Source organism: Mesorhizobium sp. M3A.F.Ca.ET.080.04.2.1 (assembly GCF_003952525.1).
In the GTDB taxonomy this organism is placed as follows: Bacteria; Pseudomonadota; Alphaproteobacteria; order Rhizobiales; family Rhizobiaceae; genus Mesorhizobium.
The window spans coordinates 2,600,661-2,623,760 of record NZ_CP034451.1 but is presented as its reverse complement, the minus strand read 5'-3'; the positions used below and the strand labels follow the sequence as shown (position 1 = coordinate 2,623,760).

Sequence of the window (23,100 nt, the reverse complement as noted above, 5' to 3'; positions counted from 1 at the left end):
GCGCGGCATTATCAACGCAAGGCAGCCCAATCTCCCGACCTCGACGCGCAGTGCCGCCAAACAATGTCATTTGAGTGACACATGACAATGGTTGGTGTGCACAAACCGTGTCGGGCGACTCGGGCGCTCCGTCGAATGGATGGCCGCGGGCGGCCTTTCGGGAGTGCCAGACTTCGATGGAACTGACTTTCGCGGCCGCCGTCACCTCGTCAGCCCTACTTGTTTCCAATCTCGCCAGCATCCTCTTGGCGGCATCGCGGCTGAAGCGGCGCCACGTCATTGCTCCCCCTGCAAGCAAGCAGCCGGCCGTCTCGATCGTTGTGCCTCTGCGTGGCGTCGAGGCGTTCACAAGGGAGACGCTCCAGCGCGCCTTCTCGCTCGACTGGCCGCGCTACGAGCTGATCTTCTGCGTCGCCCATGGCGAAGATCCGGTAATCAAACTCGTCAGTGCCGCGATCGCGCGATACCCCAAGGTTCCGGCGCGGTTGCTCATCGGCGACGACAAGGTGAGCGCCAATCCCAAGCTCAACAATTGCGTCAAGGGATGGCAGGCGGCCCGGAACGATTGGGTGATCCTTGCCGATTCCAACGTGCTGATGCCGAAGGACTATGTCCAGCATCTGCTGGCGGCATGGCGGCCGGATACCGGCCTCGTCTGCTCGACGCCGATCGGCTCGCGCCCGGACGGCTTCTGGGCCGAGGTCGAATGTGCCTTCCTCAACACGTTGCAGGCGCGCTGGCAATATGCCGGCGAAGCGCTCGGCCTCGGCTTTGCCCAAGGCAAGAGCATGCTGTGGAACAAGCCGCTGCTCGACGGCAGTGGCGGCATCCACGCTTTGGCTGCCGAGATCGCCGAGGATGCGGCCGCCACCAAGCTGGTCAACGGGCTTGGCCTGAAGGTCAATCTGGTCGCAGCGCCCTTCGAGCAGCCGCTCGGCCAGCGTCGGCTCGCCGAAGTCTGGTCGCGCCAGGCGCGCTGGGCGAGGCTGCGGCGCGTCACCTTCCCGCAATTCTTCGTCCCCGAGGTCCTCACCGGCGTGGCGGCTCCGCTCTTGCTCGCGCTGATCGCGGCGGCCAGCGCCGGCGTCAGCCTGCCTGCCACGGCGCTTTGCGTGCTGGCCATCGCCTATCTGCCGGAATGCCTGCTCGCCTCGTCCAAGGGCTGGTATCTATCGCCGCGCAGCATCACCGCGATGATGGTGCGCGACGCCCTGCTTCCCGCCATCTGGGCGCGCGGCTGGTTCGGCGGTGCCGTCGACTGGCGCGGCAACGCCATGACCATCCGCGCCAATGCGATGACCGAGCTGGAAGAGGGCGCCTAAAGCGGGTCGCACTGATACGCATTAGCGAATTCAGTTCACGCGCTTCAGGCCTTTGCTTTGATGCATGTCGTTGTCCCAGAACCGCTGCACACTTCTAGCGACATGCATTAAGCGGCGCCCAACCGGCACCGCCTACTTGGCCGCCTTCAGCGCCTGTTCGAGGTCGGCGAGCAGGTCATCCGTATCCTCCAGCCCGACGGACAGCCTGAGCGTGCCGGGCCCGATGCCAAGCTCCGCCCGCGCCTCGTCGCTGAGGTTCTTGTGCGTCGTCGTCGCCGGATGGGTGATCAGGCTCTTGGCGTCGCCGAGATTGTTGGAGATCAGCACGATGTCGAGCGCGTTCTGGACGGCGAATGCCGCCTGTTTGCCGCCCTTGACGTCGAGGCAGATCAGCGTCGAGCCGCCCGACATCTGCTTCCTGACGATATCGGCCTGCGGGTGGTCGGCCCGGCCCGGATAGATGACGCGGGCAATCTCCGGCCGCTCCGCCAGAAAGTCCGCGATCTTGCCGGCGCTTTCCGTCTGCTGGCGCACGCGCAGCGGCAGCGTCTCCAGGCCCTTGAGCAGCGTCCAGGCATTGAAGGGCGAGAGGCTCGGACCGGTGTGGCGGAAATAGTCGTGCAGGTTCTCGTCGATCCACTTTTTGTCCGACAGGATGATGCCGCCGAGACAGCGCCCCTGGCCGTCGATGTGCTTGGTTGCCGAATAGACGACGATATGCGCGCCGAGCTGCAACGGCTTCTGCTGCAGCGGCGTGGCAAAGACATTGTCGACGATCAGCCTGGCGCCGATCGAGTTGGCGAGCGCGGCAACGGCAGTGATGTCGACCACTTCAAGCGTCGGGTTGGTCGGGCTTTCCAGGAAGAACAGCTTCGTGTTCGGCCTGACCGCTTTTTCCCAGTTCGCAATGTCGGTGCCGTCGACCAGCGTCGCCTCGATGCCGTATTTCGGCGCCAGCGTCTCGACCACCCAGCGGCATGAGCCGAACAGGGCGCGGGCCGCAACGATATGGTCGCCGGCCCTGGCGCTGCAGAGCAGTGCCGCCGTCACCGCCGCCATGCCCGAAGCGGTGGCGCGCGCGTCCTCTGCGCCCTCCAGCGCGCACATGCGCTTTTCGAACATGTCGACTGTCGGGTTGGCGTAGCGCGAATAGATGAAGCCCGGCTCCTCGCCCTTGAAACGGGCTTCCGCCGCCTGCGCGCTCTCATAGACATAGCCCTGGGTGAGGTAGATCGCCTCGGCAGTCTCGCCGAAGCCGGAACGCAGCGTTCCGCCATGCACGAGTGCCGTCTGAGGCTTCCAATTACGCTTTTTGCTGCTCATAGCCCTGCTTCCAAACACAAAAAGACCGGCCGCGACGTCGCAACCGGTCCATACGGCCTTGCGGCCAACGGTCCTTTAGCGACTTGTTTAACGTGGCTGCAAGCCGACCGGCCAAATCACCACGGGATAACGACCCTTTAGACCCGTGCCGCGCTTGCGTCAATTGCCGGCTTCATTAAGAGGTTGTGCCAGGCAGGTAGGGCGAAACCCTTACGGTTTTGCGGCAGGAGCCTGCTACAATCACGTGCTTGCCCGGCCTTAGCGGAGCCAGACCTTGCGGCAGACAGGCATTCTTCCGGACCAGGACATCGCGGCGCTGTTCCAGTCGGGCGCGCTGAAATCGCCGCGCGCGCTGGACACCAACCAGATCCAGCCGGCGAGCCTTGACCTCAGGCTTGGCGACAAGGCCTACCGGGTGCGCGCCTCTTTCCTGCCCGGCCCGGATCATCTGGTGGCCGACAAGCTCGACCGGCTGAAGCTGCATGAGATCAGCCTTGCCGAGGGCGCGGTTCTGGAGACGGGCTGCGTCTATATCGTGCCGCTGCTCGAAAGCCTGACCCTGCCTTCAAATATTTCGGCTTCGGCCAATCCGAAGAGCTCGACCGGCCGTCTCGACATCTTCACGCGTGTCATGACCGACCGCGGACACGAGTTCGACAAGATCGCCGCCGGCTATCATGGTCCGCTCTATCTCGAGGTCAGCCCGCGCACTTTCCCGATCGTCGTGCGCGCCGGTTCGCGCCTGTCGCAGATCCGCTTCCGCATCGGCAATGCGGTGCTATCGGAAAAGGAGCTGCGCGACCTTCACGGCGCCGAGATGCTGGTCGCGACGGAGCCGCCCAACATTTCCGGCGGCGGCATCGCGCTGTCGATCGACCTCGACGGCGACAAGGACGGCCTGGTCGGCTATCGCGGCAAGCATCACACCGGCCTCGTCGATGTCGACAAGCGCGCCGCCCAGGACGTGGTCGATTTCTGGGAGCCGCTCTACAAGAGCGGCGCCGGCGAACTGGTGCTCGACCCGGACGAATTCTACATCCTGGTCAGCCGGGAAGCGGTGCATGTGCCGCCGCTTTATGCCGCCGAGATGACGCCCTTCGACCCGCTGGTCGGCGAGTTCCGCGTCCACTATGCCGGCTTCTTCGATCCGGGCTTTGGTCACTCAGCCGCCGGCGGCAGCGGCAGCCGCGCGGTGCTCGAAGTGCGCAGCCACGAGGTGCCGTTCATCCTCGACCACGGCCAGATTGTCGGGCGCCTGGTCTACGAGCACATGCTGAAGCGGCCGCAGGCGCTTTACGGCAGCGACCTCGGCTCCAACTACCAGGCGCAGGGGCTGAAGCTTTCCAAGCATTTCCGCGCTGCGCGCTAAGCAATCCCAGGAACTGCGCAGCAGTTTTTCGTCCGGAAGCGCGAAAAATGATCGGAGCGGGAACCGCTCCGATTATCGTCAACTCAGACTCCGCTTGCCGGGACCTGCCGGCCATGATTGGCTACGTGGACCGGTCGAGCCTCACTGAGGGAGACGAACATGCAGATATCGAGATGGATCATATCGGCGGCGGCCGCTGCCATGCTGGCGATTGGTGCTGGTTCGGCCAGCGCCGCCGAAAAGATCAAGATCGGCACCGAGGGCGCCTATCCGCCCTTCAACACCATCACGCCCGACGGCAAGGTCGAAGGCTTCGACATCGACATCGCCAATGCGCTTTGCGCGCAGATGAAGGTCGAATGCGAGATCGTCACCCAGGACTGGGACGGCATCATCCCGGCGCTGCAGGCCAAGAAGTTCGACGCCATCATCGCCTCGATGAGCATCACCGAGGAACGCAAGAAGCAGGTCGCCTTCACCCATAAATACTACACCACGCCTCTTGCGCTCGTGGCCCTGAAGGACAGCGACATTGCCTCGACCGAGCCCGCCGCGCTCGCCGGCAAGACGGTCGGCGCCCAGGCTTCGACCACGCAGGCGGACTATGCCCAGGACGCCTACGCCAAGGCCGGCGCCGAAGCCAAGCTCTATCCCACTCAGGAGGAGGCGATCACCGATCTCCAGAACGGCCGCCTCGACGCCGTCATCTCGGACAAGTTCGTGCTTGTCGACTGGCTGAAGAAGGCAAGCGACGGCTGCTGCAAGCTGGTCGGCGACGTCAAGGGCACCGAGACCGAGGCCGGCATCGCCGTGCGCCTGGAGGACACTGCGCTCCGCGACCGCCTCAACGCGGCCATCGACGCCATCGTCGCCGACGGCACCTACAAGAAGATCCAGGCCAAGTATTTCGACTTCGATATTTATTGAGATTGAAGCTGCCAATCTCCCCCCTCGTGGGTCCCACGAGGGGGGAGATCACGCTCTCACCTCACAGCGCCTTCACCGCCACCTTCACCGGCTTCTCGATCTCGAGTGGGTTGCGCAGCGGCAGGCCGAAATCCTTGGCCTCGATCTCGAACATGTCGCCCTCTTCGGTCCTGATGCCGTCGGCGAAGGACAGCGTCGCGGTGCCGAACATGTGCACATGCACGTCGCCCGGCTGGCGGAAGGCCGAATATTTGAAGTGGTGATGCTCCAGATTGGCGATCGTGTGCGACATGTTCGCCTCGCCCGACAGGAACGGCTTTTCCCAAAGCACCTTGCCGTCGCGATAGATGCGTGATGAGCCGCGTATGTCGGCCGGCAGGTCGCCGATCAGGATCTCCGGCCCGAACGAGGCATTGCGCAGCTTGGAATGGGCGAGGAACAGATAGTTCACCCGCTCCGTGACGTGGTCGGAAAACTCGTTGGACAGGGTGAATCCGACGCGGAACGGCGCGCCGTCATCGCCGATGACATAGATGCCGGCGATCTCCGGCTCCTCGCCGGCGTCCTGCGCGAAGGCGGGCGACATCAGCGCCGCGCCCGGCGCAACCGCCATGGTGCCGTTGCCCTTGTAGAACCATTCCGGCTGCACGCCGATCTGGCCCTTGGCCGGCTTGCCGCCTTCCAGCCCCATGCGGAACATCTTCATGGAATCGGTCAGCTGCTCCTCGCTGTCGCTGAGCTTCTTGTGCATGGAATCGCGCGTCGCCGCCGAGCCGAGATGTGTGAGCCCGGTGCCGGTCAGGTGGAGATGGGCAGGATCAGGATGATTGATCGGCGACACCACCCGCCCCTTCTTGTAGGCGGCGTCGAGATCGACCGCTTCGCCATAGCCCTTACGCTCGATCAGCGCTTCGAGACCGGTGCCCGTGCGCGCCGCTTCCATGGCCAGCGAATAGACGCTGCGCGCGCCGTTGATGATCCGGGTCTTGCCGCCGCTGCGGGCAACGACGCGGATCGTCTCGGCGTCGTCGAGGATCTGGGAAATCAGCATGGTGCACCCTCTTTCTTCTGCCTTAGGCGGGTTGCCCATCGGCAAACCCTACCGGGCGCGGCCCGGAACCGATCCGTGCCACGGTTGAAACTCTTCATCCGGATTGCGGTCGCGAGGCTGGTCCTTGACGGGACTTCTTTGGCGCCGGCCCGCTGCCGGCAGCTTCGCGATCTGGACCCGTATGCCTCCTGCCTTCCTCGCTGGAGCGGGTCGGCATTTCGACCGAAACGCTGCCCGCTCTAAGTATTCGTCTTACGCAATTCCGGACGGAGAACCGCTCTGCGCTGTTCCTGGAATTGCTCCTGTCAGGCCTTGTTCTTGTTGTAGACGTCGAAGATGACGGCGCCGAGCAGCACCAGGCCCTTGACCACCTGCTGCCAGTCGACATTGACGCCCATGATCGACATGCCGTTGTTCATCACGCCCATGATGAAGCCGCCGACCACGGCGCCGATCACCTGTCCGACGCCGCCCATCGCCGAGGCGCCGCCGATAAAGACGGCCGCGATCACGTCGAGCTCGCTGCCGAGGCCGGCGGCCGGCACCGCCTGGCCGAGTCGGGCCGCAATGATCAGGCCGCCGAGGGCCGACAGCACACCCATGTTGACGAAGACGAGCAGCGTCAGCCGTTCGGTGTTGATGCCCGACAGCTGTGCTGCCTTGGCGTTGCCACCCATGGCGTAGATGCGGCGGCCGATGGTCATGCGCTTGGTGACGAAGACGAACAGCGAGATCAGCACGCCCATCACCATCAGCACGACCGGCAGGCCCTTGTAGCTCGCGAACTGAAAGACCAGGAACAGCGCCAGCGCGCTGCCCACCAGCGTCTTGATGACGAACAGCGGGAAAGGCTCGGCTTCATAGCCATGGCGCTCACGCTTGCGGCGGGCCCTCAGCCCGAAATAGGCGTAGGCGAGCACCGCGACCACGCCCAGCAGCACCGTGGTCATATGCAGCGTCAATCCGCTGCCGACGATGGTCTTGCCGGCGGCGTTCACGGTCGGCGGCATCAGCACCAGCGGCCCGATGACGTCCGGGATGAAGCCGGAACTCAGCGCCTTGAAGCTGTCGGGAAGCGGGCCCACCGAGGAGCCGCCGCCAAGCAGCGCCTGGCAGATGCCCCGGAAAATCAGCATGCCGGCCAGCGTCACGATGAAGCTCGGTATCCGGTGATAGGCGATCCAATAGCCTTGCGCCGCGCCGATGAGGGCGCCGACAACCAGGCAGACGATCGAGACCACGAGCGGATTGCTGAATATTCCGAGCGGCCAGATGACCATCATCATCGCCGCCAGCGCGCCGATGAAGCCGGCGACCGACCCGACGCTGAGGTCGATATGGCCGGATACGATGACCAGCAGCATGCCAAGCGCCATCACGATGATGAACGAGTTCTGCTGAACGAGGTTGCTGAGGTTGACCGGTTTGAACAGCGTACCCGACGTCGTGTACTGGAAGAACAGCATGATGACGATCAGCGCGATGATCAGGCCGTATTCGCGCAGGTTCGTCGCCAGCGCCGATACGGCGATACGCCGGCCCGGCTGGACGTCCTCGGCGACGCTGCTTTGCGGTGCGGGAGAGCTTTCCGTGCTCATGATGCTTTTTTTCCTTCTCCCCGGACGATGGCGCGCATGATCTTCTCCTGGCTGGCGTCACTCGCCGCCATTTCGCCGACCATGCGCCCATCGTTCATGACGTAGATACGGTCGGTGATGCCGAGCAGCTCCGGCATTTCCGACGAGATGACGATGATTGCTTTGCCCTCGGCGGCGAGACGGGCGATGATCGTATAGATTTCGTACTTGGCGCCGACGTCGATGCCGCGCGTCGGCTCGTCGAGGATCAAGACCTCGGGATCGGCAAACAGCCATTTCGACAGCACGACCTTTTGCTGGTTGCCGCCGGAAAGGTTGCCGGTCAGCTGATAGACGCTCGATGCGCGGATGTTGGTCTTCTTGCGATAGTCATTCGCCACGCTCATCTCGCGCATGTCGTCGATGACGCCGCGGCTGGAAACGCCTCCTAGGTTGGCCAGCGTCACATTGTGCTTGATGTGGTCGATGAGGTTGAGCCCGTAGGTCTTGCGGTCTTCGGTGACATAGGCAATGCCGCTTTCCACCGCCTTGCTGACCGACGACAGGTCGATCGGCTTGCCTCGAAGCGACACCTCTCCGGTGATGTGCCGGCCGTAGGAGCGGCCGAACAGGCTCATCGCGAATTCGGTGCGGCCGGCGCCCATCAGTCCGGCTATGCCGACCACCTCTCCCTTGCGCACATTGAGGCTGATGTTCTTGATCACCTGCCGCTCGGGGTGGATCGGGTGGTAGACCGACCAGTCCTTGACCTCGAAGATCACGTCGCCGATCTGCGGCTCGCGCGGCGGGTAGCGGTCGTCGAGCGAACGGCCGACCATCGAGGTGATGATGCGGTCTTCGCTGATGTCTTTCCTGGGCAAGGTCTCGATGGTGCGCCCGTCGCGGATCACCGTGACGTTGTCGGCGACGCGGTTCACCTCGTTGAGCTTGTGCGAGATCAGGATCGAGGTCATGCCCTGGCGCTTGAACTCGAGCAGAAGATCAAGCAGCGCCTGGCTGTCCTTTTCGCTCAGCGAGGCCGTCGGTTCGTCGAGGATCAGGAGCTTCACTTCCTTGCTCAGCGCCTTGGCGATCTCGACAAGCTGCTGCTTGCCGACGCCGATATTGGTGATCAGCGTCTTGGGGTCTTCCTTGAGGCCCACCTTCTTGAGCAGGGCGCCGGTGCGCCTCTCGTTGGCATTCCAGTCGATGACGCCGTAGGTGGCGTGCTCGTTGCCGAGAAAGATGTTTTCCGCGATCGACAGCATCGGCACCAGGGCAAGTTCCTGGTGAATGATGACGATGCCGATATGCTCGCTGTCATGGATGCCTTTGAAGTGGCACTCCTGGCCGCGGAAGACGATCTGGCCTTCATAGGTGCCGGTTGGATAGACGCCCGACAGCACCTTCATCAGCGTCGACTTGCCGGCGCCGTTCTCGCCGACGATGGCATGGATCTCACCCTCCTCGACGCTGAGGTTGACGTTCGACAGCGCCTTGACGCCGGGAAACGTCTTGGTGATGTCGCGCATCTCCAAAATCGTCGAGGTCATCAGGAATTCCGCTCCCTGGCGCATGCCTTCCTTTTCCGGAAAGTGCCATGCGCGACAATCAACAGGCTACAGCTTTCCTTGTGCCCTGACGGGCCGGTGCTGCAGAAGCCGGCAAAAACAATACCGGGGTCGCTTCTGAACGAAAAGGGGCCCTGCGTCGCGCAGGACCCCCGTTTGAAAGCTGGATTACTTCAGCTCTTCGGCCTTGATGTAGCCGGAGTCGACGACCTGCGCCTGGTAGTTCGACTTGTCGACTTCATGCGGCGTCAGCAGGATCGACGGAACGACCTTGACGTCGTTGTTGTAGGTCTTGGTGTCGAGGCCCTCGGGCTTGCCGCCGGAGAGCACCTTGTCGACCAGCTGCACGGTGGCCTTGGCCAGCTCGCGCGTGTCTTTGAACACCGTCGAATACTGCTCGCCCGAGATGATCAGCTTGACCGAGGCCGTCTCGGCGTCCTGACCGGTCACGATCGGCCACGGCTGTGCATCCGTGCCGTAACCGACGGCGCGCAGCGAGGCGGTGATGCCGCGCGACAGGCCGTCGTAAGGCGACAGAACGCCGTCGACGCGGCTGCCGTCCGAGTAGTTGGCCGAGAGCAGGTTGTCCATGCGGGCCTGCGCGGTGGCGGCGAGCCAGCGCAGCGTGCCGACCTTGTCCATGCCCATCTGGCCCGACTTGATCTTGATCGAGCCGTCGTCGATCAGCGGCTGCAGGACAGACATCGCGCCGTTGTAGAAGAAGAAGGCGTTGTTGTCGTCGGGCGAGCCGCCGAACAGCTCGACGTTCCACGGCTTGGTGTTCGGGAAGCGCTCCTTGAGGCCCTTCACCAGGGAGTTCGCCTGGATCACGCCGACGCCGAAATTGTCGAAGGTGGTGTAGTAGTCGACATTCGGGGTCTTCTTGATCAGACGGTCGTAGGCGACGACGACGACGCCGGCGTCAGCGGCCTTCTGCAGTGCGTCGGCCATGGTGGTGCCGTCGATCGAGGCGATGATCAGCGCCTTCGGGCCCTTGGTGATTTCGTTTTCCAGCTGGCTGAGCTGGTTCGGAATGTCGTCCTGCGCATATTGCAGGTCGACCGTGTAGCCGAGGGCCTCGAGCTGGGACTTGACGGCGTCGCCGTCGTTGATCCAGCGCTGCGAGGTCTTGGTCGGCATCAGCACGCCGACCAGGCCTTCGCCCGCATGCGCGGGCAGCGCCATGGCCGCGATGCCAAGAGCCGCGACCGCGGCCAGTGTCTTGATGATTTTCACAGTAACTCTCCCTGGTTGATGGACGCGACACCTCGGGGCTTCGCGGGCCGCGCAGTCGATCAGGAGCGCGGACGCGCCACTGTCGCCTATCGATCTCCGGTATCCTCCCAATCGGCTCCGCGACGCTGTTTCAATCGATACGATCTTGCTCGTCACCGATCCTTGCGCCTCGGAACGCGCGAAGGGTGGGTCCCTTTGACATAACTGTCAAATGCGATCTTTGGTTGTTGCTATACCGAAACTGATATGTGATGAAAGACCCTCGACTGCTGTAGGGCTGATGGAAAAACGATGGCCGCGTTGCGTGATCCTGACGGGATTTCAAACAGTTACGAGAAGCTTCCGGGCGATGGCGAAACCCTGCTGCGCAGCGGGTTGAGCCTGCGTCATATGCGCATGATCGCGGCTCTCGACGATCACGGGCGGGTGAGCGCCGCTGCCCAGGTCATGAACATCTCGCAGCCGGCCGCCTCCCGAATGATCGGGGAAATGGAGGCCGTGCTCGACGTGAGGTTGTGCGAGCGGCTGCCGCGCGGCGTAACCCTCACTCCTTATGGCCAGGCGCTCGCAAGGCGCGCCCGCTCGATCCTGCTCGAGATGCGCGAGGCCGATCGCGAGATTGCGGAGCTCAAGGCGGGCAAGGGCGGTTCGGTGTTCCTGGGCGCTGTCACGGCTCCTGCCATCGAGCTGGCGGTGCCGGCGATTCGCGAGATCCGCCGCATCTATCCGCGCATCGAGATCACCATGCAGGTGGAGACCTCGAACGTGCTCGCCCGCGAACTGATCGCCTCGCGTCACGATTTCATCATCGCCCGAATTCCCGACGACCTCAATCCGCGGCTGTTCGAATCGCGCGTCATCGGCGTCGAGAAAGCTTGCCTGATCGTGCGCCGCGGCCATCCGCTGGTCAGCGGAAAGATGGTGAAGCTGGAGGAGACGGCCGCCTATGACTGGGTCTTCCAGTCCGGGGGCTCGCCGCTGCGCCAGGCGATGGAGAGCAACTTCCTCAATCGCAACATCGCGCTGCCGGATCGCATCCTCAACACCTCTTCGCTGCTCTTGACGCTGGTGATGGTGGCGCAATCCGACGCCATCGCCCCCGTCTCGGTTCAAGTGGCCAAATTCATCCAGAGTCCCGACGGCCTGGCGGGAGCGATCGACGTCGTGCAGACCGAGTTCGACATCGAGGTCAGGCCCTACAGCCTGATCACGGTGAAGAACCGTGTGCTCTCGCCGGCGGCCAAGATGCTGCACGACTTCATCTTGCGCGAAGTGGGGTAAATGGAACGAGAAACGTGCCCGAGCGTTCAAATGGATCGGAAATTCGTTGGAGCCCGTTAGGGACGAGGAAACGAAGGACCGATGCTCAACAGCTCGGGAGGTTTTGATGGAACGTCGGTTGTTTCTCACTGGAATGCTTGGCGTTGCCGGCGCGGCGGCACTGGCAAGCATGGTCGGACCCGGCAAGGCGGTTGCTGGTGTCCCAAGCGGCAACGGCATTCTCGATGAACTGGACAAGCCGGATCCGGCTGTCTTCGAGGACGGAGACGACAAGGCCGAACTGGAGCAGGTTTACCATCGCTATTGGCACGAACCTCGGCGCCGCCGGCGCCGCCGTCGACGCGGCTGGAGACGGGTCTGCCGCCGCTATTGGCGTCATGGCTATTGGCGCCGCCGCTGCAGGCGCGAACGTGTTTGGATACGCGTTTGGCTGTAACACGCTAGCAACGGCAAGCCGGTCACTGCACGGTGGCCGGCTTTTGGCTTTGGTAACGCCACGCCGTTGAACGGACAACTGCGCTCACCCGTCCTTCCTTCTCCACGGCTCGGCTCGTTTCAGACGTGGCAGTGGAGCAATTGGCTTGATTTTGCAGCCGCCGTGCTGTTGATAGGCGCCGGGCAGTGGGTGACCTGGACGTTCAATGGTCTCAAAGCTGCTGCCTGTTGTTAACCATCCCGATGCTAGCCTTGATCTCGCGAGATGAGCGAGGTCAACAAGATGTATACCGATCTGCCGACTGCGCGGGTTGGGTGGAGGCTGCTGGCCAGGGCGATGGGCTTGCTAGCCGCTGTCCTGACGATGCTGCCGGCGAATGCAGAGACGGTACGGGAGAATCCCGGCGGCCAGATCGCGATCTTCGCCTTGCACGTCGCCGAATTGCGTGCCGCCGAGGAACAGGTGGAATTTGACGGCACCTGCGACAGCGCCTGCACGCTCTATCTGTCTTTGCCCCAGCAACAGCTTTGCGTCACACCGCGAGCATCATTCGGCTTCCATCTACCTTTCGGCGTCGGTGCTCAGCAAAACGCGCTAGCCGCCGAATACCTGCTCTCGCAATACCCCGATTGGGTGCGGCAATGGATCGAGGCGCATGGCGGCCTGTCGCACAGCATCATGCGGATGGGAGCCGACGAGGCGGCACAACATCTTCCGCTATGCGGCGTGCTGGCCTAGCGCGCGGCGCGCCGACAGCGTCGGCATTGGGCTGAAGAATGGAGCGGGTAGCGGGAATCGAACCCGCGCGTTCAGCTTGGGAAGCTGACAAGCTACCATTACATCATACCCGCGCAGCAGCTTCGTTACCACGACGGCCCGGCCTCAAGCAATCGTCGATGCATCGAAAGCTGCGGGTGAGGTTGCCGGTCATTGCTTCAGTTGGCAACGCCATGCGAGCGCGATACCTTGCCGAGCGCCACTGAAGGACGGGATGGTCGCCATCCTGCAGATTTCGCGATCTGCCGCTCGGATTGAAGCCGAGGCAGGCGCCGCGCGGCCGCGGCGCGACGGAGCAAAGATTTTTCTATTATTTTCAGCTATTGGCAGCAAACGGTCAGAAGGCCGTCAATGCCGTTCCTTCACCTCGGGACAAGTCAAGTGCAGCCTATCGAACCCGTCGTCAACGCCCTCTGGATCGGCGCCGCGCTGGAAGATTGGCATGCGGCCTGCCTTCGCTCTTTCACGATGGCTGGGCATCGTGTGCTGCTCCATTGCTACGACGTGCCGCGCAACGTACCGCCCGAGGTGGAGGTGTTCGACGCTTCGGCGCTGATGCCTAGAGAGCGGATTGTCTACTATCGGTCGAACGGAAGCCCGTCGCTGTTTTCAAATCTCTACCGGCTGAAGATCTTGGAGGCCGGCATGGGGCTTTATGTCGATTGCGATGTCTTCTGCCTGAAGCCGATTCCGCGGCAAGACTACATTTTCGGCCACCAGACGAATCTCGAGCTCAACGGCGCGGTGCTCAAGCTGCCGCAGGGCAGCAGGATGCTGGAGGAAGCCCTCAAGATGACCGATGATCCGTACTACATCGCGCCTTGGCTGAGTCGGGAGAAGCGTCTGTGGTATCGGTCGCGCAAGGCGATTGGTCTGCCGATCCACATCTCCCGTTACGATTGGGGCCAACTGGGACCGAGGGCGATAACCTATCTCGCCAAGGCCACCGGCATGATGCGGCACGCGGCGCCAATCGACGTGTTCTATCCCGTGCTGCATACGCAGATCACGATGCTGCTTGATCCGGCGCTTTCATTGACCGACATCGGAACACCTCGCACGCTGTGCATCCATCTGTTCGATCAGATCCTCAAGAAGTGGATGAAAGGGCGTCCGATCCCGGCAACGTCGCCGCTTGGCCAAATGCTCGACCGCTGCGCCCTGCCGGCCCGGACCAGCGCCACTGCGGTGCCTCACAATCGTTGAGCCGCGATTCTTGATGAACGGCGGCAGAGTGCGTATTTCTGAGGCCACGCTCCCGAATCGGGCAACTCGAACCGGAGAACAGCCTTGTCCGCATTGACGCGATTCCTAGGCGATACGCCGCTCAGGGTGATCCTGAAGCTGCTGGTGGTTTCCTTCCTAGTCGGCCTCGTCATGCACGCGTTCGGTTGGTCGCCGATGGACGTCTTTTATGGCATCCGCCAGTTCTTCATCGATCTGTGGAATCTCGGCTTCCACGCCATCGACCGTTTCCTGGGTTACATCCTGCTCGGTGCCGCGATCGTTGTGCCCGCCTTCATCCTGATCAGGATCGCCAGCTACAGGAAGTAACCTTCACGCGAAGCGGGCGGCGACCTCGAACAGGATGGCGTGACGGGCGGCAAGCGCCGGCACATCGGCCGAATAGCCGCCGCCGATGACGCCGCAGAGCGGGATGTCGCGGGCTCGGAAATGGCCGATCACCATCTCGTCGCGCGCACGCAGCCCGTCATCGGAGAGCGCCAGCCTGCCGAGCTTGTCCTCGGCATGGACGTCCACCCCGGCATTGTAGAAGACGAGATCCCAGCGACTGAGTTCCGAAAGCTCGGGCAGGACGGCGCCGAGCCGCGCGAGATAGGCGGCATCGCCCGTGCCGTCGGGCAAGGCGACGTCGAGGTCGGACGCGATCTTGCGAGCCGGGTAATTGCGCTCGCCATGCATGGAGAAGGTGAAGACGCGCGGGTCGTCCTTCAGGATATCTGCCGTCCCGTCGCCCTGATGCACGTCGAGATCGACGATGAGGATGTTTTTGACGACGGCTTCGGCGAGCAGAACAAGCGAGGCCACGGCAACGTCGTTGAAGGTGCAGAAGCCCGCTCCCTGCGCACGCCTTGCATGATGGCTGCCGCCGGCGGCGTTGCAGGCAATGCCGTGCCTCAGCGCCAGCCGTGCCGCGAGCACCGTGCCGGCGGTGGCAAGCTGCGCTCGCAGCGACACCCGCTCACCGACCGGAAAACCGATCTCGCGTTCGATCCTCTCCGGCACTTCGCAGGCCAGCACCTGGTCGACATAGTCGCCGGCATGCGCACGCTTCAGCCATGAAGCCGGCGCCGGTTCCGGCAGGAAGAGCGCTCCCGGCGCGGCCACTCCACGGCCGCGCAGTGTCGCCATCAGCAGCGGATACTTGCTCATCGGAAAGCGATGGTTGACGGAAAAGCCGGCGTCATAGTGAGGATGGTGGACGATCTGCAGCGGCATGATGCGGGCCTGCGCCAGCTCTGGAATTCGGTTGACCGCCACCGCTAGGCGATTGCACGGTGCCGGCAAACTGGGGCACATCGGCTGCTCGATCAAGCAGCAATCCCGCAAGGCAGCAATCCTTTGGATGCGACCCAGGCCGACACCAGATCCTTCGCCGTCACCAACCGTTCGGTGCTGGCGATCGCCGTGCCGATGACGCTTGCCTATCTGACGACGCCGTTGCTCGGCATTGTCGATACGGCGGTGGTCGGCCAGTTCGGCGATGCGGCGCTGCTCGGCGGCCTGGCGGCGGGATCGCTGGTCTTCGATGTCGTCTTCGCCTCGTTCAATTTCCTGCGCTCAGGGACCACCGGACTTGTCGCCCAGGCCTTCGGACGCGGCGACGCGCTTGAGGAGCAGGCGGTGCTGTGGCGTGCCCTGCTGATCGCGGTCGTTGCCGGCATCGTGCTGGCGGTGCTTGCGCCGCTGGTCGCGACCATCGGGCAGTGGTTCATGGCCGCCGAGCCGCGCGTCAGCGCTGCGATGTCGATCTATATCCGCATCAGGCTGCTCGCCGCTCCCTTCTCCCTCGTCAACTACGCCATACTGGGTTACGTGCTGGGACGCGGCGAGGGCGGGTTGGGGCTGATGCTGCAGTTGGTGCTCAACGGCATCAACATCGTTCTTTGCATTCTGCTCGGTCTCGAACTCAGCTGGGGTGTCGCCGGCGTCGCCTGGGCGACGGTCAGCGGCGAATTTCTGGCGATGTTGCTTGGCCTTGCCATCGTGTTGATGCGCTTTCGGAAGTTGGAGCGTCCGTCGCGCCGTCGCGTCCTCGACCTGCCGGCCTATCGCCGCATGCTGTCGCTCAACCGCGATATCATGATCCGCTCCTTCTCGCTGCTTGCCGCCTTCGCGCTGTTCACCCGGCAAGGCGCGCAGTTCGGCACAGTGATGCTCGCCGCCAACGCCGTGCTGATGAACTTCTTCCTGATCGCAGGTTATTTCCTCGACGGCTTCGCCACTGCCGCGGAGCAGCTGGCCGGCCGCGCCATCGGCGCGCGGGCCAGGACGGCGTTCAAGCAAGCCGTGCGGCTGACGTTGGCCTGGGGTTTCGGCCTGGCGGCCGCAGCCAGCCTTATTCTGCTGAGCGCCGGTGCCGACCTGGTCGCGCTGGTGACCACCTCGCCGGAGGTTCGCGCCGTCGCCGACATCTATCTGCCCTGGGCCGCCTTCACCGCGCTGAGTGGTGTGCTGGCCTTTCAGATGGACGGCGTCTTCATCGGCGCGACCTGGTCGCGCGACATGCGCAACATGATGCTGCTGTCGTTCCTGGCCTTCAGCGGGGCGCTGATCACGTTGGCGCCGGCCTTCGGCAACAATGGCCTCTGGGCAGCGCTGCACGTGTTTCTGCTGGTCCGGGGCTTGAGCCTGCTGGCGATGCTGCCGCTGCGAGCGCGAACGGCGTTCAGCTGAGCGACTTCGCGGCCCAGTGCTGGCACCTGGTGTCGCGCAAGGCTGCGATGGACTTCAGGCGCTCCTTTTCAACCAGGCGGACCATGCCGGCAACGATGCGTCCCGGCAGCGCCGGACCCGCATAGATCATGCCGGTATAGAGCTGGACGAGGTCGGCGCCGGCGCGGATCTTTTCCAACGCGGTTTCGGCAGAGTCGACGCCGCCGACGCCGATGATGGCGATCTCCGGGCCAAGCAGCTTGCGCATCCGGGCCAGCACCGCCGTCGAGCGCTCGAACAGCGGCCTGCCCGAGAGCCCGCCGGTCTCGCTGGCGGCGGTCGTGCGCCGCAATCCAGTCCGCGCCAGCGTCGTGTTGGACACGATGACGCCTTCGATCTTCTTCTCGATGACCTCGGCGGCAACGTCTTCCAGTTCTGCGTCCACGAGGTCCGGGGCGATCTTGAGGAAGACAGGCGGCTGCACCGACGATGCCGCACGCGCTGCCGTCACCCGCGACAGAAGCTCGCCGAGCTGCTCGCGCGCCTGCATGTTGCGCAGCCCCGGCGTGTTCGGGGACGAGATGTTGACCGTGAGGTAGCTGGCATAGCGGGCAAAGCGCGTCACCCCGCGCTCGTAGTCGCCAATGCGGTCGGCGCTGTCCTTGTTGGCGCCGATGTTGACGCCGACGATGCCGCCGCGCCTTTTGCGCGCGGCAAGCCGCCTTTCGGCGGCCTCATGGCCCTCATTGTTGAAACCCAGCCGGTTGATCACCGCTTCGTCCGCCGTCAGCCGGAAGATGCGCGGCTTTGGATTGCCCGGCTGCGGCAGGGGCGTGATGGTCCCGACCTCGGCGAAGCCGAAGCCGAGGCCAAGCAGCGCGTCCGGCACCTCGGCATTCTTGTCGTAACCGGCGGCCATGCCGAGCGGGTTGGGGAAATCGAGACCGCAGAGCCTTACCTCGAGCCGGGCATCGTGCGGCGCCCGTGAGGCCACCGGCAGGCCGCAACGCAGCGCCGCGATCGACAGGCCATGCGCGGTTTCGGGGTCGAATGAGAACAGCAGCTTCTGGCCGATCCGGTCGAGCATGCTCATTCGTCCTCCAGTTTCGGAAATTGATGCGACCCATCCGCACCGAGCGCCAGCGGGCGAACCCAGATCGCCGCATCGACAGCAAGCGGCGCATAGAGATGCGGGAACAGCGAGCCGCCGCGCGAGACCTCGTATTTCAGTGCCGAGCCCAATTTCTCGCCATCGATGGCGATCAGCAGAAGGTCGCTCTGGCCGGCGAAATGCTTGGCCGCCGTCTCGCGCACCTGCGCGGCGGTGGAGAAATGGATGAAGCCGTCGGCGATGTCGACCGGCGCGCCCTTGAAGCGCCCTTGCTTCTCCGCCTCGCGCCACAGAGCCTCGGGGGCGATCTTGTAGATAATCTGAGACATTGTCGCGCTATAGTCTGAACCGGACATGCGGGAAAGGCTCTGCTGGCGGTCTTCCCTCATTTCCGGCGCAAACCTGTGGTAGAGTGCCTTCATCGGCTCATGGAGGAAAACATGCGTCTGCATCATATCCTTATCCCCGCGGCGCTTTGCTCGCTGGTTGCCGCCTCTGCCTTCTCCGAGGAGACCGAACGCTACCGCCTGGAGAAATCCGCCAACGGCTATGTCCGCATGGACACCCAGACCGGTGCGATGTCGATCTGCGAGGAGCGCTCCGGCCAGCTCGTCTGCAAGATGGCCGCCGATGAGCGCGCCGCCTTCCAGGACGAGGTCGACCGGCTGCAGAACTCGGTCAAGGCGCTCGACGAGCGCGTCGCCAAGCTCGAGAATTCGCTCTCCGCCCGGCTCGAATCGCAGCTGCCGAGCGAAGAGGATTTCAACAAGACGATGAGCTACATGGAGCGCTTCTTCCGCAGCTTCATGGATATCGTCAAGGACATGGACAGGCAGGACGGTGACGACGGCACCAAGCTCAACTCGCAAAAAACCTGAGTTGGCGAGTGAAACACCGGCCCGCGCGGGCTTTGTGGCTTGAAAACGGCCCGCGCCGCCGCATAATTGTTCCGATCCCGCAAGAATAGACAATCAGCGATGGGGGAGGGATATTTGCCGTCGGGCTACAACTTCGTCATCGCCGACGACCATCCACTTTTTCGTGGTGCGCTGAAGGAAGCACTTACCGGCATCGGCGACGTTGCGGCCATCCACGAGGCCGGCGATTTCGAGAGCGCCAAGGCGCTGGTCGTCGCCAATGACGAGATCGACATGGTGCTGCTCGACCTGTCGATGCCAGGCGCCAGCGGCCTGTCGGGGCTGATCTCGCTGCGCGGCATCCATCCATCGGTGCCGCTGGTGGTGGTGTCGGCGCATGATGACCCCGTCACCATCCGTCGCGCGCTGGACCTTGGGGCTTCCGGCTTCATTTCCAAGTCGGCCAGCATGGAGGAGATACGTTCCGCCGTGCGGGCGGTGTTGGCCGGCGACATTGCCGCGCCCGCCGGCATCGAGCTTGGCGTCGAGCGCGATCCGGAAATCTCCGATCTGATCAAGCGGCTGCAGGCGCTGACGCCGCAGCAGACGCGCGTGCTCGGCATGTTGGCGGAAGGCCTGCTCAACAAGCAGATCGCCTATGAGCTCGGCGTCTCCGAAGCGACCATCAAGGCGCATGTCTCGGCTATCCTGCAGAAGCTCGGGGTCGACAGCCGCACCCAGGCGGTCATTCAGCTCTCGAAAATTGGCGGCGACCCGCTGCAGATAGCGGGCTGATCACTCGGCCGCCGAGGCCAGCGGCCTCACTCTGGCCATCATCGAGCGCAGCACCGCCGGCTTGATCGGCTTGTTGATCACCGGCACCTCGAGCTCGCCCGCGGCCGCGCGGACCTCGCTGGAGCGGTCGGCGGTGATCAGCACGCAGGGCAGGTCCTGGCCGTGAGCGGCGCGCAGCTCGGCGATCGCGTCAAGTCCGGTGCCGCCATCGAGGTGGTAGTCGGCCAGCACGATGTCGGGCCTTGCGGCGCCGGGCAACACCAGATCTTCTGATCCGGAAGCCGTCGCCACCGAGCAGCCCCAGCCCTCGAGCAAGAGCCGCATGCCGTCGAGGATACGCGTGTCGTTGTCGATGCAGAGCACGCTGAGGCCGGCAAGCGAGGAGGCAGGCCGTGCCGGCGCGTTCCTGGCCTCGCTCGCCGGTGCAGCGACCGCAACCGCGGGCAAGATGACGGAGAAACGCGTGCCTTTGCCTGGGGTGGAGAAGATGCGGATCTCGAGCCTGAGCACGCGGGCGATGCGGTCGACGATCGAGAGTCCGAGCCCGAGGCCCTCGGCCTCGCGCGCGCCTTCGTCCAGTCGCGTGAACTCGTGGAACACCGTGTTCAGCTTGTCGCTGGCGATGCCGATGCCGGTGTCGATCACCTGGATCTCGGCCAGTCCGCCGCGCCGCCGCACACCGACCAGGATGCGTCCCTTTCGCGTGTATTTGATGGCGTTGGAGACCAGGTTCTGGATCAGCCGGCGCAACAGCTTGCGGTCGGTCACCACGCCGAGCGATGAGGGGATGATCGTCAGGGCAAGCTTCTTCTCGGCGGCGAGCGGGCGGAAATCGTTGCCGATCTGCTGCAGCAGCCCGTCAAGGCTGAAGGCGGTGTCCTCGGGCTTCATCGCCCCGGCATCGAGCCGGGAGATGTCGAGCACGGCGCCAAGGATGGTCTCGACGGATTCCAGGGAGGACTCGATGTTGACCGCCGCCTTGCCGGCCGGTCCCTTGCCGGCCTTTTCGATCAGCGAGGCGCAATAAAGCCGGGCGGCATTGAGCGGCTGCAGGATGTCGTGGCCGGCGGCGGCCAGAAACCGCGTCTTGCCGAGATTGGCTTCCTCGGCCAGCATTTGCGCCTGTGCCAGCTCCTCGTTGACCAGGGTGAGCTCGGCGGTGCGGCTCCTGACCCGCTGCTCCAGCGATTCATTGGCCCGCTTCAGCGCCAGGTCCTGCTCGACGCGGCCGGAAATGTCGGCGTAGGTCGCGACGATGCCGCCGTCCGGCATAGGGTTGGAGCGAAGCTCCAGGATGCGGCCGCTGGTCTTCAGCTCCATCTGCCAGGGACCGGCGAAGCTGGTCAGCCGGTTGAGCATCGCGACCCGCTGGTCGGCGGGGATATCGCCGCGCTCGGCAAGGTGGTGCAGGATCCGGTCGAGCGACACCCCGACCTGGCCCATTTCGTCCGGCAGGTCGAACAGTGCCCGGTATTGGCGGTTCCAGCAGATCAGCCGGAAATCGCGATCGAAGACGGTGATGCCTTGCTCCATCTGGTCGAGCGCGATCTGCAACAGATCGCGATTGTGCTGCAGCGCCTCGGTGGCGTCGTCGAGCAGACGGAAAGCGTCCTTGGAATCGCGGTCGTTGCGGCGGAACAGCAGCGACAGGATCAGCCGCGCCGAGGACGAGCCGACGGCGCTCGCCAGCAACTGCTCGGAGAAGCGGATGACGTCCATGCTGGCCTGCTCCTTGCCGTGCAGCGAGACGTTCGCGTTCTTCTCGAAGGACTGGAAGGAGCGCTCGGTCCGCTCGACGCCGAGATAGCGCGAGATCGTGTCCTTGAGGTCGTTGACGGTGACGGCGGTGCGGAAGCGGCGCAGGCTCGGCATCGGACCCGCGTCGCGCGGCACGAAGATCGCCGCCTGGATGCGCTCCAGCGGCACGGAGGCGCGGGACAGCGATCCCAGCACGAAGAACAGCGTGTTGACCGATAGGCTCCAGAGCACGCCGTGGTTCAGCGGTTCGCCGACGGTGCCGAACAATGCCTGCGGCCTGAGCGCTTCGAAGCCGAACAGGCCGTGGACGACAATGCCGGTGTCGGCAGCCGCCAGTGAAGGCAGAAGCAACGTATAGCCCCACACCAATATGCCGGCGACCATGCCGAGCGCGGCACCCCGGCCGTTGGCGCGGCGCCAGATCAGGCCGCCGATCAAGGCCGGCGCGAATTGCGCGATGGCGGCAAACGACATCAGCCCGATCGAAGAGAGTCGCGCGCTGTTTGTGCTCTCTCGGTAATAGAGGAAGGCGATGAACAGCATGATGAAGATCGACGCCCGCCGCACGTTGAGGATCAGCGTCGACCAGTCCTCGTTCTCGGAGTTGGTCGTCTTCAGCAGGCGGCGCACGAACAGCGGGATGACGAGATCGTTGGAGATCATGATCGACAGCGCCACGCTCTCGACGATGACCATGGCGGTCGCTGCCGACAGACCGCCGATGAATGCGATCATCGCCAGCACGTCATGGCCGCTGAACAGCGGCAGCGACAAGACATAGAGATCGCTGCTGGTCCTGCTGCCGACCAGCGACAGGCCCGCAAAGGCAATCGGCAGCACGAACAGGTTGATCGCCACCAGGTAAAGCGGGAATACCCAGGTCGCGGTGCGCAACTCGGCCTCGCTGCGGTTCTCGACGACGGTGACATAGAACTGGCGCGGCAGCATCAGCACGGCAAAGCCGCTTAAGGTCGTCAGCACCAGCCAGGTGGCCAATGAGGTGCTGTAGCCCATGGCCTGCCGCACCTGGCCGTTGGCCGCGAGTGTCTTCAGCATGTCGCCCGGCCCGCCGAAGATCAGGAAGGCGACCATCAGGCCGATGGCGAGGAAGGCGGCGAGCTTGACCACGGTCTCGACCGCGACCGCCAGCACCAGCCCGTCCTGGTGCTCGGTGGCGTCGGCATGGCGGGTGCCGAACAGCACCGCGAACAAGGCCAGCAGCATCGCGACCACCAGCGAGATGTCGCTGACGAACGGGTCGAAGGAAGGCGGCGAGCCGGTATAGTGCTCGACCATCAGGCGGACCGATCCCGAGATGGCCTTCAGCTGCAGCGCCATGTAGGGCACGGCGCCGATCGTCGCGATCAGCGTCGCGATCGCCGCCACGATGAAGCTCTTGCCGTAGCGGGCGCCGAGAAAGTCGGCGATCGAGGTGATCTTCTCGGTCTTGGCCAGCCGGACGATACGATTGAGCAGGGGAAAGCCGAACACGAACACCAGCGCCGGCCCGGTATAGATGCCGAGGAATTCGAGGCCGCGCTCGGAGGACAGCCCGACCGAGCCGAAAAACGTCCAGGAGGTGCAGTAGATGGCGAGGCTGAGCGCATAGATGAAGGGCCGCCCCCGGCCGAGACTGGCGGCCGCGGCGCGCCGGTCACCGATGCTCGCGATCGCGAAAAGCAGCGTCACATAGGCGATCGCGATGATGACGACGAACCAGCCTTGCACGGCTCGAACTTTGCTCCCTAGGCGGTTTTGCCTTGCGGCCGGTTAGACGCAACCACAGCTTCGAACTCAAGTCCATCGCGGCTT

General features: G+C 64.0%; 20 protein-coding genes, 1 tRNA gene and 1 riboswitch. Of the genes, 11 read left to right on the top strand and 10 right to left on the bottom strand.

The genetic code is table 11. The features are described 5' to 3' along the window. Nucleotides 1–176: 176 nt before the first annotated feature. Nucleotides 177–1,322: a ceramide glucosyltransferase gene (locus EJ074_RS12560; RefSeq protein WP_095807770.1), complete on the top strand. Its 1,146-nt coding sequence runs from the start codon at nt 177–179 to the stop codon at nt 1,320–1,322. A gap of 132 nt (nt 1,323–1,454) precedes the next feature. Here the strand turns inward: EJ074_RS12560 and EJ074_RS12555 are convergent, their stop codons facing one another. Continuing rightward, on the bottom strand, nt 1,455–2,645 hold the full coding sequence (locus EJ074_RS12555) for an O-succinylhomoserine sulfhydrylase (protein WP_095807771.1): 1,191 nt from the start codon (nt 2,643–2,645) through the stop codon (nt 1,455–1,457). Nucleotides 2,646–2,700: 55 nt separating this feature from the next. Then, nucleotides 2,701–2,778: riboswitch (SAM riboswitch) on the bottom strand. Nucleotides 2,779–2,919: 141 nt separating this feature from the next. Here EJ074_RS12555 and EJ074_RS12550 point away from each other — a divergent pair. After that, nucleotides 2,920–4,014 carry a 2'-deoxycytidine 5'-triphosphate deaminase gene (locus EJ074_RS12550; RefSeq protein WP_095807772.1) on the top strand — a complete coding sequence of 365 codons (1,095 nt, stop codon included), beginning with the start codon at nt 2,920–2,922 and terminating at the stop codon, nt 4,012–4,014. Between the two features lie 159 nt (nt 4,015–4,173). Beyond that, complete coding sequence (locus EJ074_RS12545; RefSeq protein ID WP_129553487.1) at nt 4,174–4,941, top strand: ABC transporter substrate-binding protein; 768 nt, start codon at nt 4,174–4,176, stop codon at nt 4,939–4,941. Nucleotides 4,942–5,002: 61 nt separating this feature from the next. Here the strand turns inward: EJ074_RS12545 and araD1 are convergent, their stop codons facing one another. The 4 genes from araD1 to chvE form a co-directional block, all read right to left on the bottom strand. Next, nucleotides 5,003–5,992, bottom strand: a complete 990-nt coding sequence (gene araD1, locus EJ074_RS12540) for an AraD1 family protein (protein WP_095807773.1) — start codon at nt 5,990–5,992, stop codon at nt 5,003–5,005. Nucleotides 5,993–6,297: 305 nt separating this feature from the next. Continuing rightward, nucleotides 6,298–7,590 carry a multiple monosaccharide ABC transporter permease gene (gene mmsB, locus EJ074_RS12535; RefSeq protein ID WP_095807774.1) on the bottom strand — a complete coding sequence of 431 codons (1,293 nt, stop codon included), beginning with the start codon at nt 7,588–7,590 and terminating at the stop codon, nt 6,298–6,300. Beyond that, nucleotides 7,587–9,122: a multiple monosaccharide ABC transporter ATP-binding protein gene (gene mmsA, locus EJ074_RS12530; RefSeq protein WP_095807869.1), complete on the bottom strand. Its 1,536-nt coding sequence runs from the start codon at nt 9,120–9,122 to the stop codon at nt 7,587–7,589. The genes mmsB and mmsA overlap by 4 nt, the downstream gene beginning before the upstream one ends. A gap of 186 nt (nt 9,123–9,308) precedes the next feature. Further along, complete coding sequence (gene chvE, locus EJ074_RS12525) at nt 9,309–10,376, bottom strand: multiple monosaccharide ABC transporter substrate-binding protein (protein WP_095807775.1); 1,068 nt, start codon at nt 10,374–10,376, stop codon at nt 9,309–9,311. Nucleotides 10,377–10,667: 291 nt separating this feature from the next. Here chvE and EJ074_RS12520 point away from each other — a divergent pair, with 291 nt between their 5' ends. From EJ074_RS12520 to EJ074_RS12510, 3 genes are all read left to right on the top strand, one after another. Further along, a complete protein-coding gene (locus EJ074_RS12520) occupies nt 10,668–11,657 on the top strand; it encodes a LysR family transcriptional regulator (RefSeq protein ID WP_095807776.1) in 990 nt (329 codons plus the stop codon). Between the two features lie 106 nt (nt 11,658–11,763). Then, on the top strand, nt 11,764–12,093 hold the full coding sequence (locus EJ074_RS12515; protein ID WP_095807777.1) for a protamine-2 (modular protein): 330 nt from the start codon (nt 11,764–11,766) through the stop codon (nt 12,091–12,093). 264 nt (nt 12,094–12,357) lie between these two features. Next, nucleotides 12,358–12,831 (top strand): hypothetical protein, encoded by a 474-nt coding sequence (locus EJ074_RS12510; RefSeq protein ID WP_095807778.1) that lies wholly within the window; start codon nt 12,358–12,360, stop codon nt 12,829–12,831. A 39-nt stretch (nt 12,832–12,870) separates the two neighbouring features. Here the strand turns inward: EJ074_RS12510 and EJ074_RS12505 are convergent. After that, a tRNA-Gly gene (locus EJ074_RS12505) sits at nt 12,871–12,944 on the bottom strand. Nucleotides 12,945–13,251: 307 nt separating this feature from the next. On the opposite strand from EJ074_RS12505, the gene EJ074_RS12500 reads away from it, so the two are divergent. Both EJ074_RS12500 and EJ074_RS12495 read left to right on the top strand, forming a co-directional pair. Next, nucleotides 13,252–14,076 (top strand): galactosyltransferase Lgt5, encoded by an 825-nt coding sequence (locus EJ074_RS12500; protein WP_095807779.1) that lies wholly within the window; start codon nt 13,252–13,254, stop codon nt 14,074–14,076. 84 nt (nt 14,077–14,160) lie between these two features. Next, a complete protein-coding gene (locus EJ074_RS12495; RefSeq protein WP_095807780.1) occupies nt 14,161–14,424 on the top strand; it encodes a DUF6460 domain-containing protein in 264 nt (87 codons plus the stop codon). Between the two features lie 3 nt (nt 14,425–14,427). Here EJ074_RS12495 and EJ074_RS12490 read toward each other — a convergent pair whose 3' ends face one another. Then, nucleotides 14,428–15,330 (bottom strand): histone deacetylase, encoded by a 903-nt coding sequence (locus EJ074_RS12490; RefSeq protein WP_095807870.1) that lies wholly within the window; start codon nt 15,328–15,330, stop codon nt 14,428–14,430. 123 nt (nt 15,331–15,453) lie between these two features. On the opposite strand from EJ074_RS12490, the gene EJ074_RS12485 reads away from it, so the two are divergent. Continuing rightward, entirely contained in the window at nt 15,454–16,788 is a 1,335-nt protein-coding gene (locus EJ074_RS12485; RefSeq protein ID WP_165349919.1) for an MATE family efflux transporter, read from the top strand. Here EJ074_RS12485 and EJ074_RS12480 read toward each other — a convergent pair. Then, a complete protein-coding gene (locus EJ074_RS12480; protein ID WP_095807781.1) occupies nt 16,781–17,860 on the bottom strand; it encodes a quinone-dependent dihydroorotate dehydrogenase in 1,080 nt (359 codons plus the stop codon). The genes EJ074_RS12485 and EJ074_RS12480 overlap by 8 nt on opposite strands. Next, complete coding sequence (locus EJ074_RS12475; protein ID WP_165350073.1) at nt 17,857–18,207, bottom strand: DUF952 domain-containing protein; 351 nt, start codon at nt 18,205–18,207, stop codon at nt 17,857–17,859. The genes EJ074_RS12480 and EJ074_RS12475 overlap by 4 nt, the downstream gene beginning before the upstream one ends. A 111-nt stretch (nt 18,208–18,318) precedes the next feature. On the opposite strand from EJ074_RS12475, the gene EJ074_RS12470 reads away from it, so the two are divergent. Both EJ074_RS12470 and EJ074_RS12465 read left to right on the top strand, forming a co-directional pair. After that, the gene (locus EJ074_RS12470; RefSeq protein WP_095807873.1) at nt 18,319–18,756 is read left to right on the top strand and encodes a hypothetical protein; all 438 of its coding nucleotides are present in this window, start codon (nt 18,319–18,321) and stop codon (nt 18,754–18,756) included. 114 nt (nt 18,757–18,870) lie between these two features. Then, complete coding sequence (locus tag EJ074_RS12465) at nt 18,871–19,530, top strand: response regulator transcription factor (RefSeq protein ID WP_095807874.1); 660 nt, start codon at nt 18,871–18,873, stop codon at nt 19,528–19,530. Here the strand turns inward: EJ074_RS12465 and EJ074_RS12460 are convergent, their stop codons facing one another. Next, nucleotides 19,531–23,016 (bottom strand): PAS domain-containing hybrid sensor histidine kinase/response regulator, encoded by a 3,486-nt coding sequence (locus EJ074_RS12460; protein WP_095807782.1) that lies wholly within the window; start codon nt 23,014–23,016, stop codon nt 19,531–19,533. Nucleotides 23,017–23,100 lie beyond the last annotated feature (84 nt).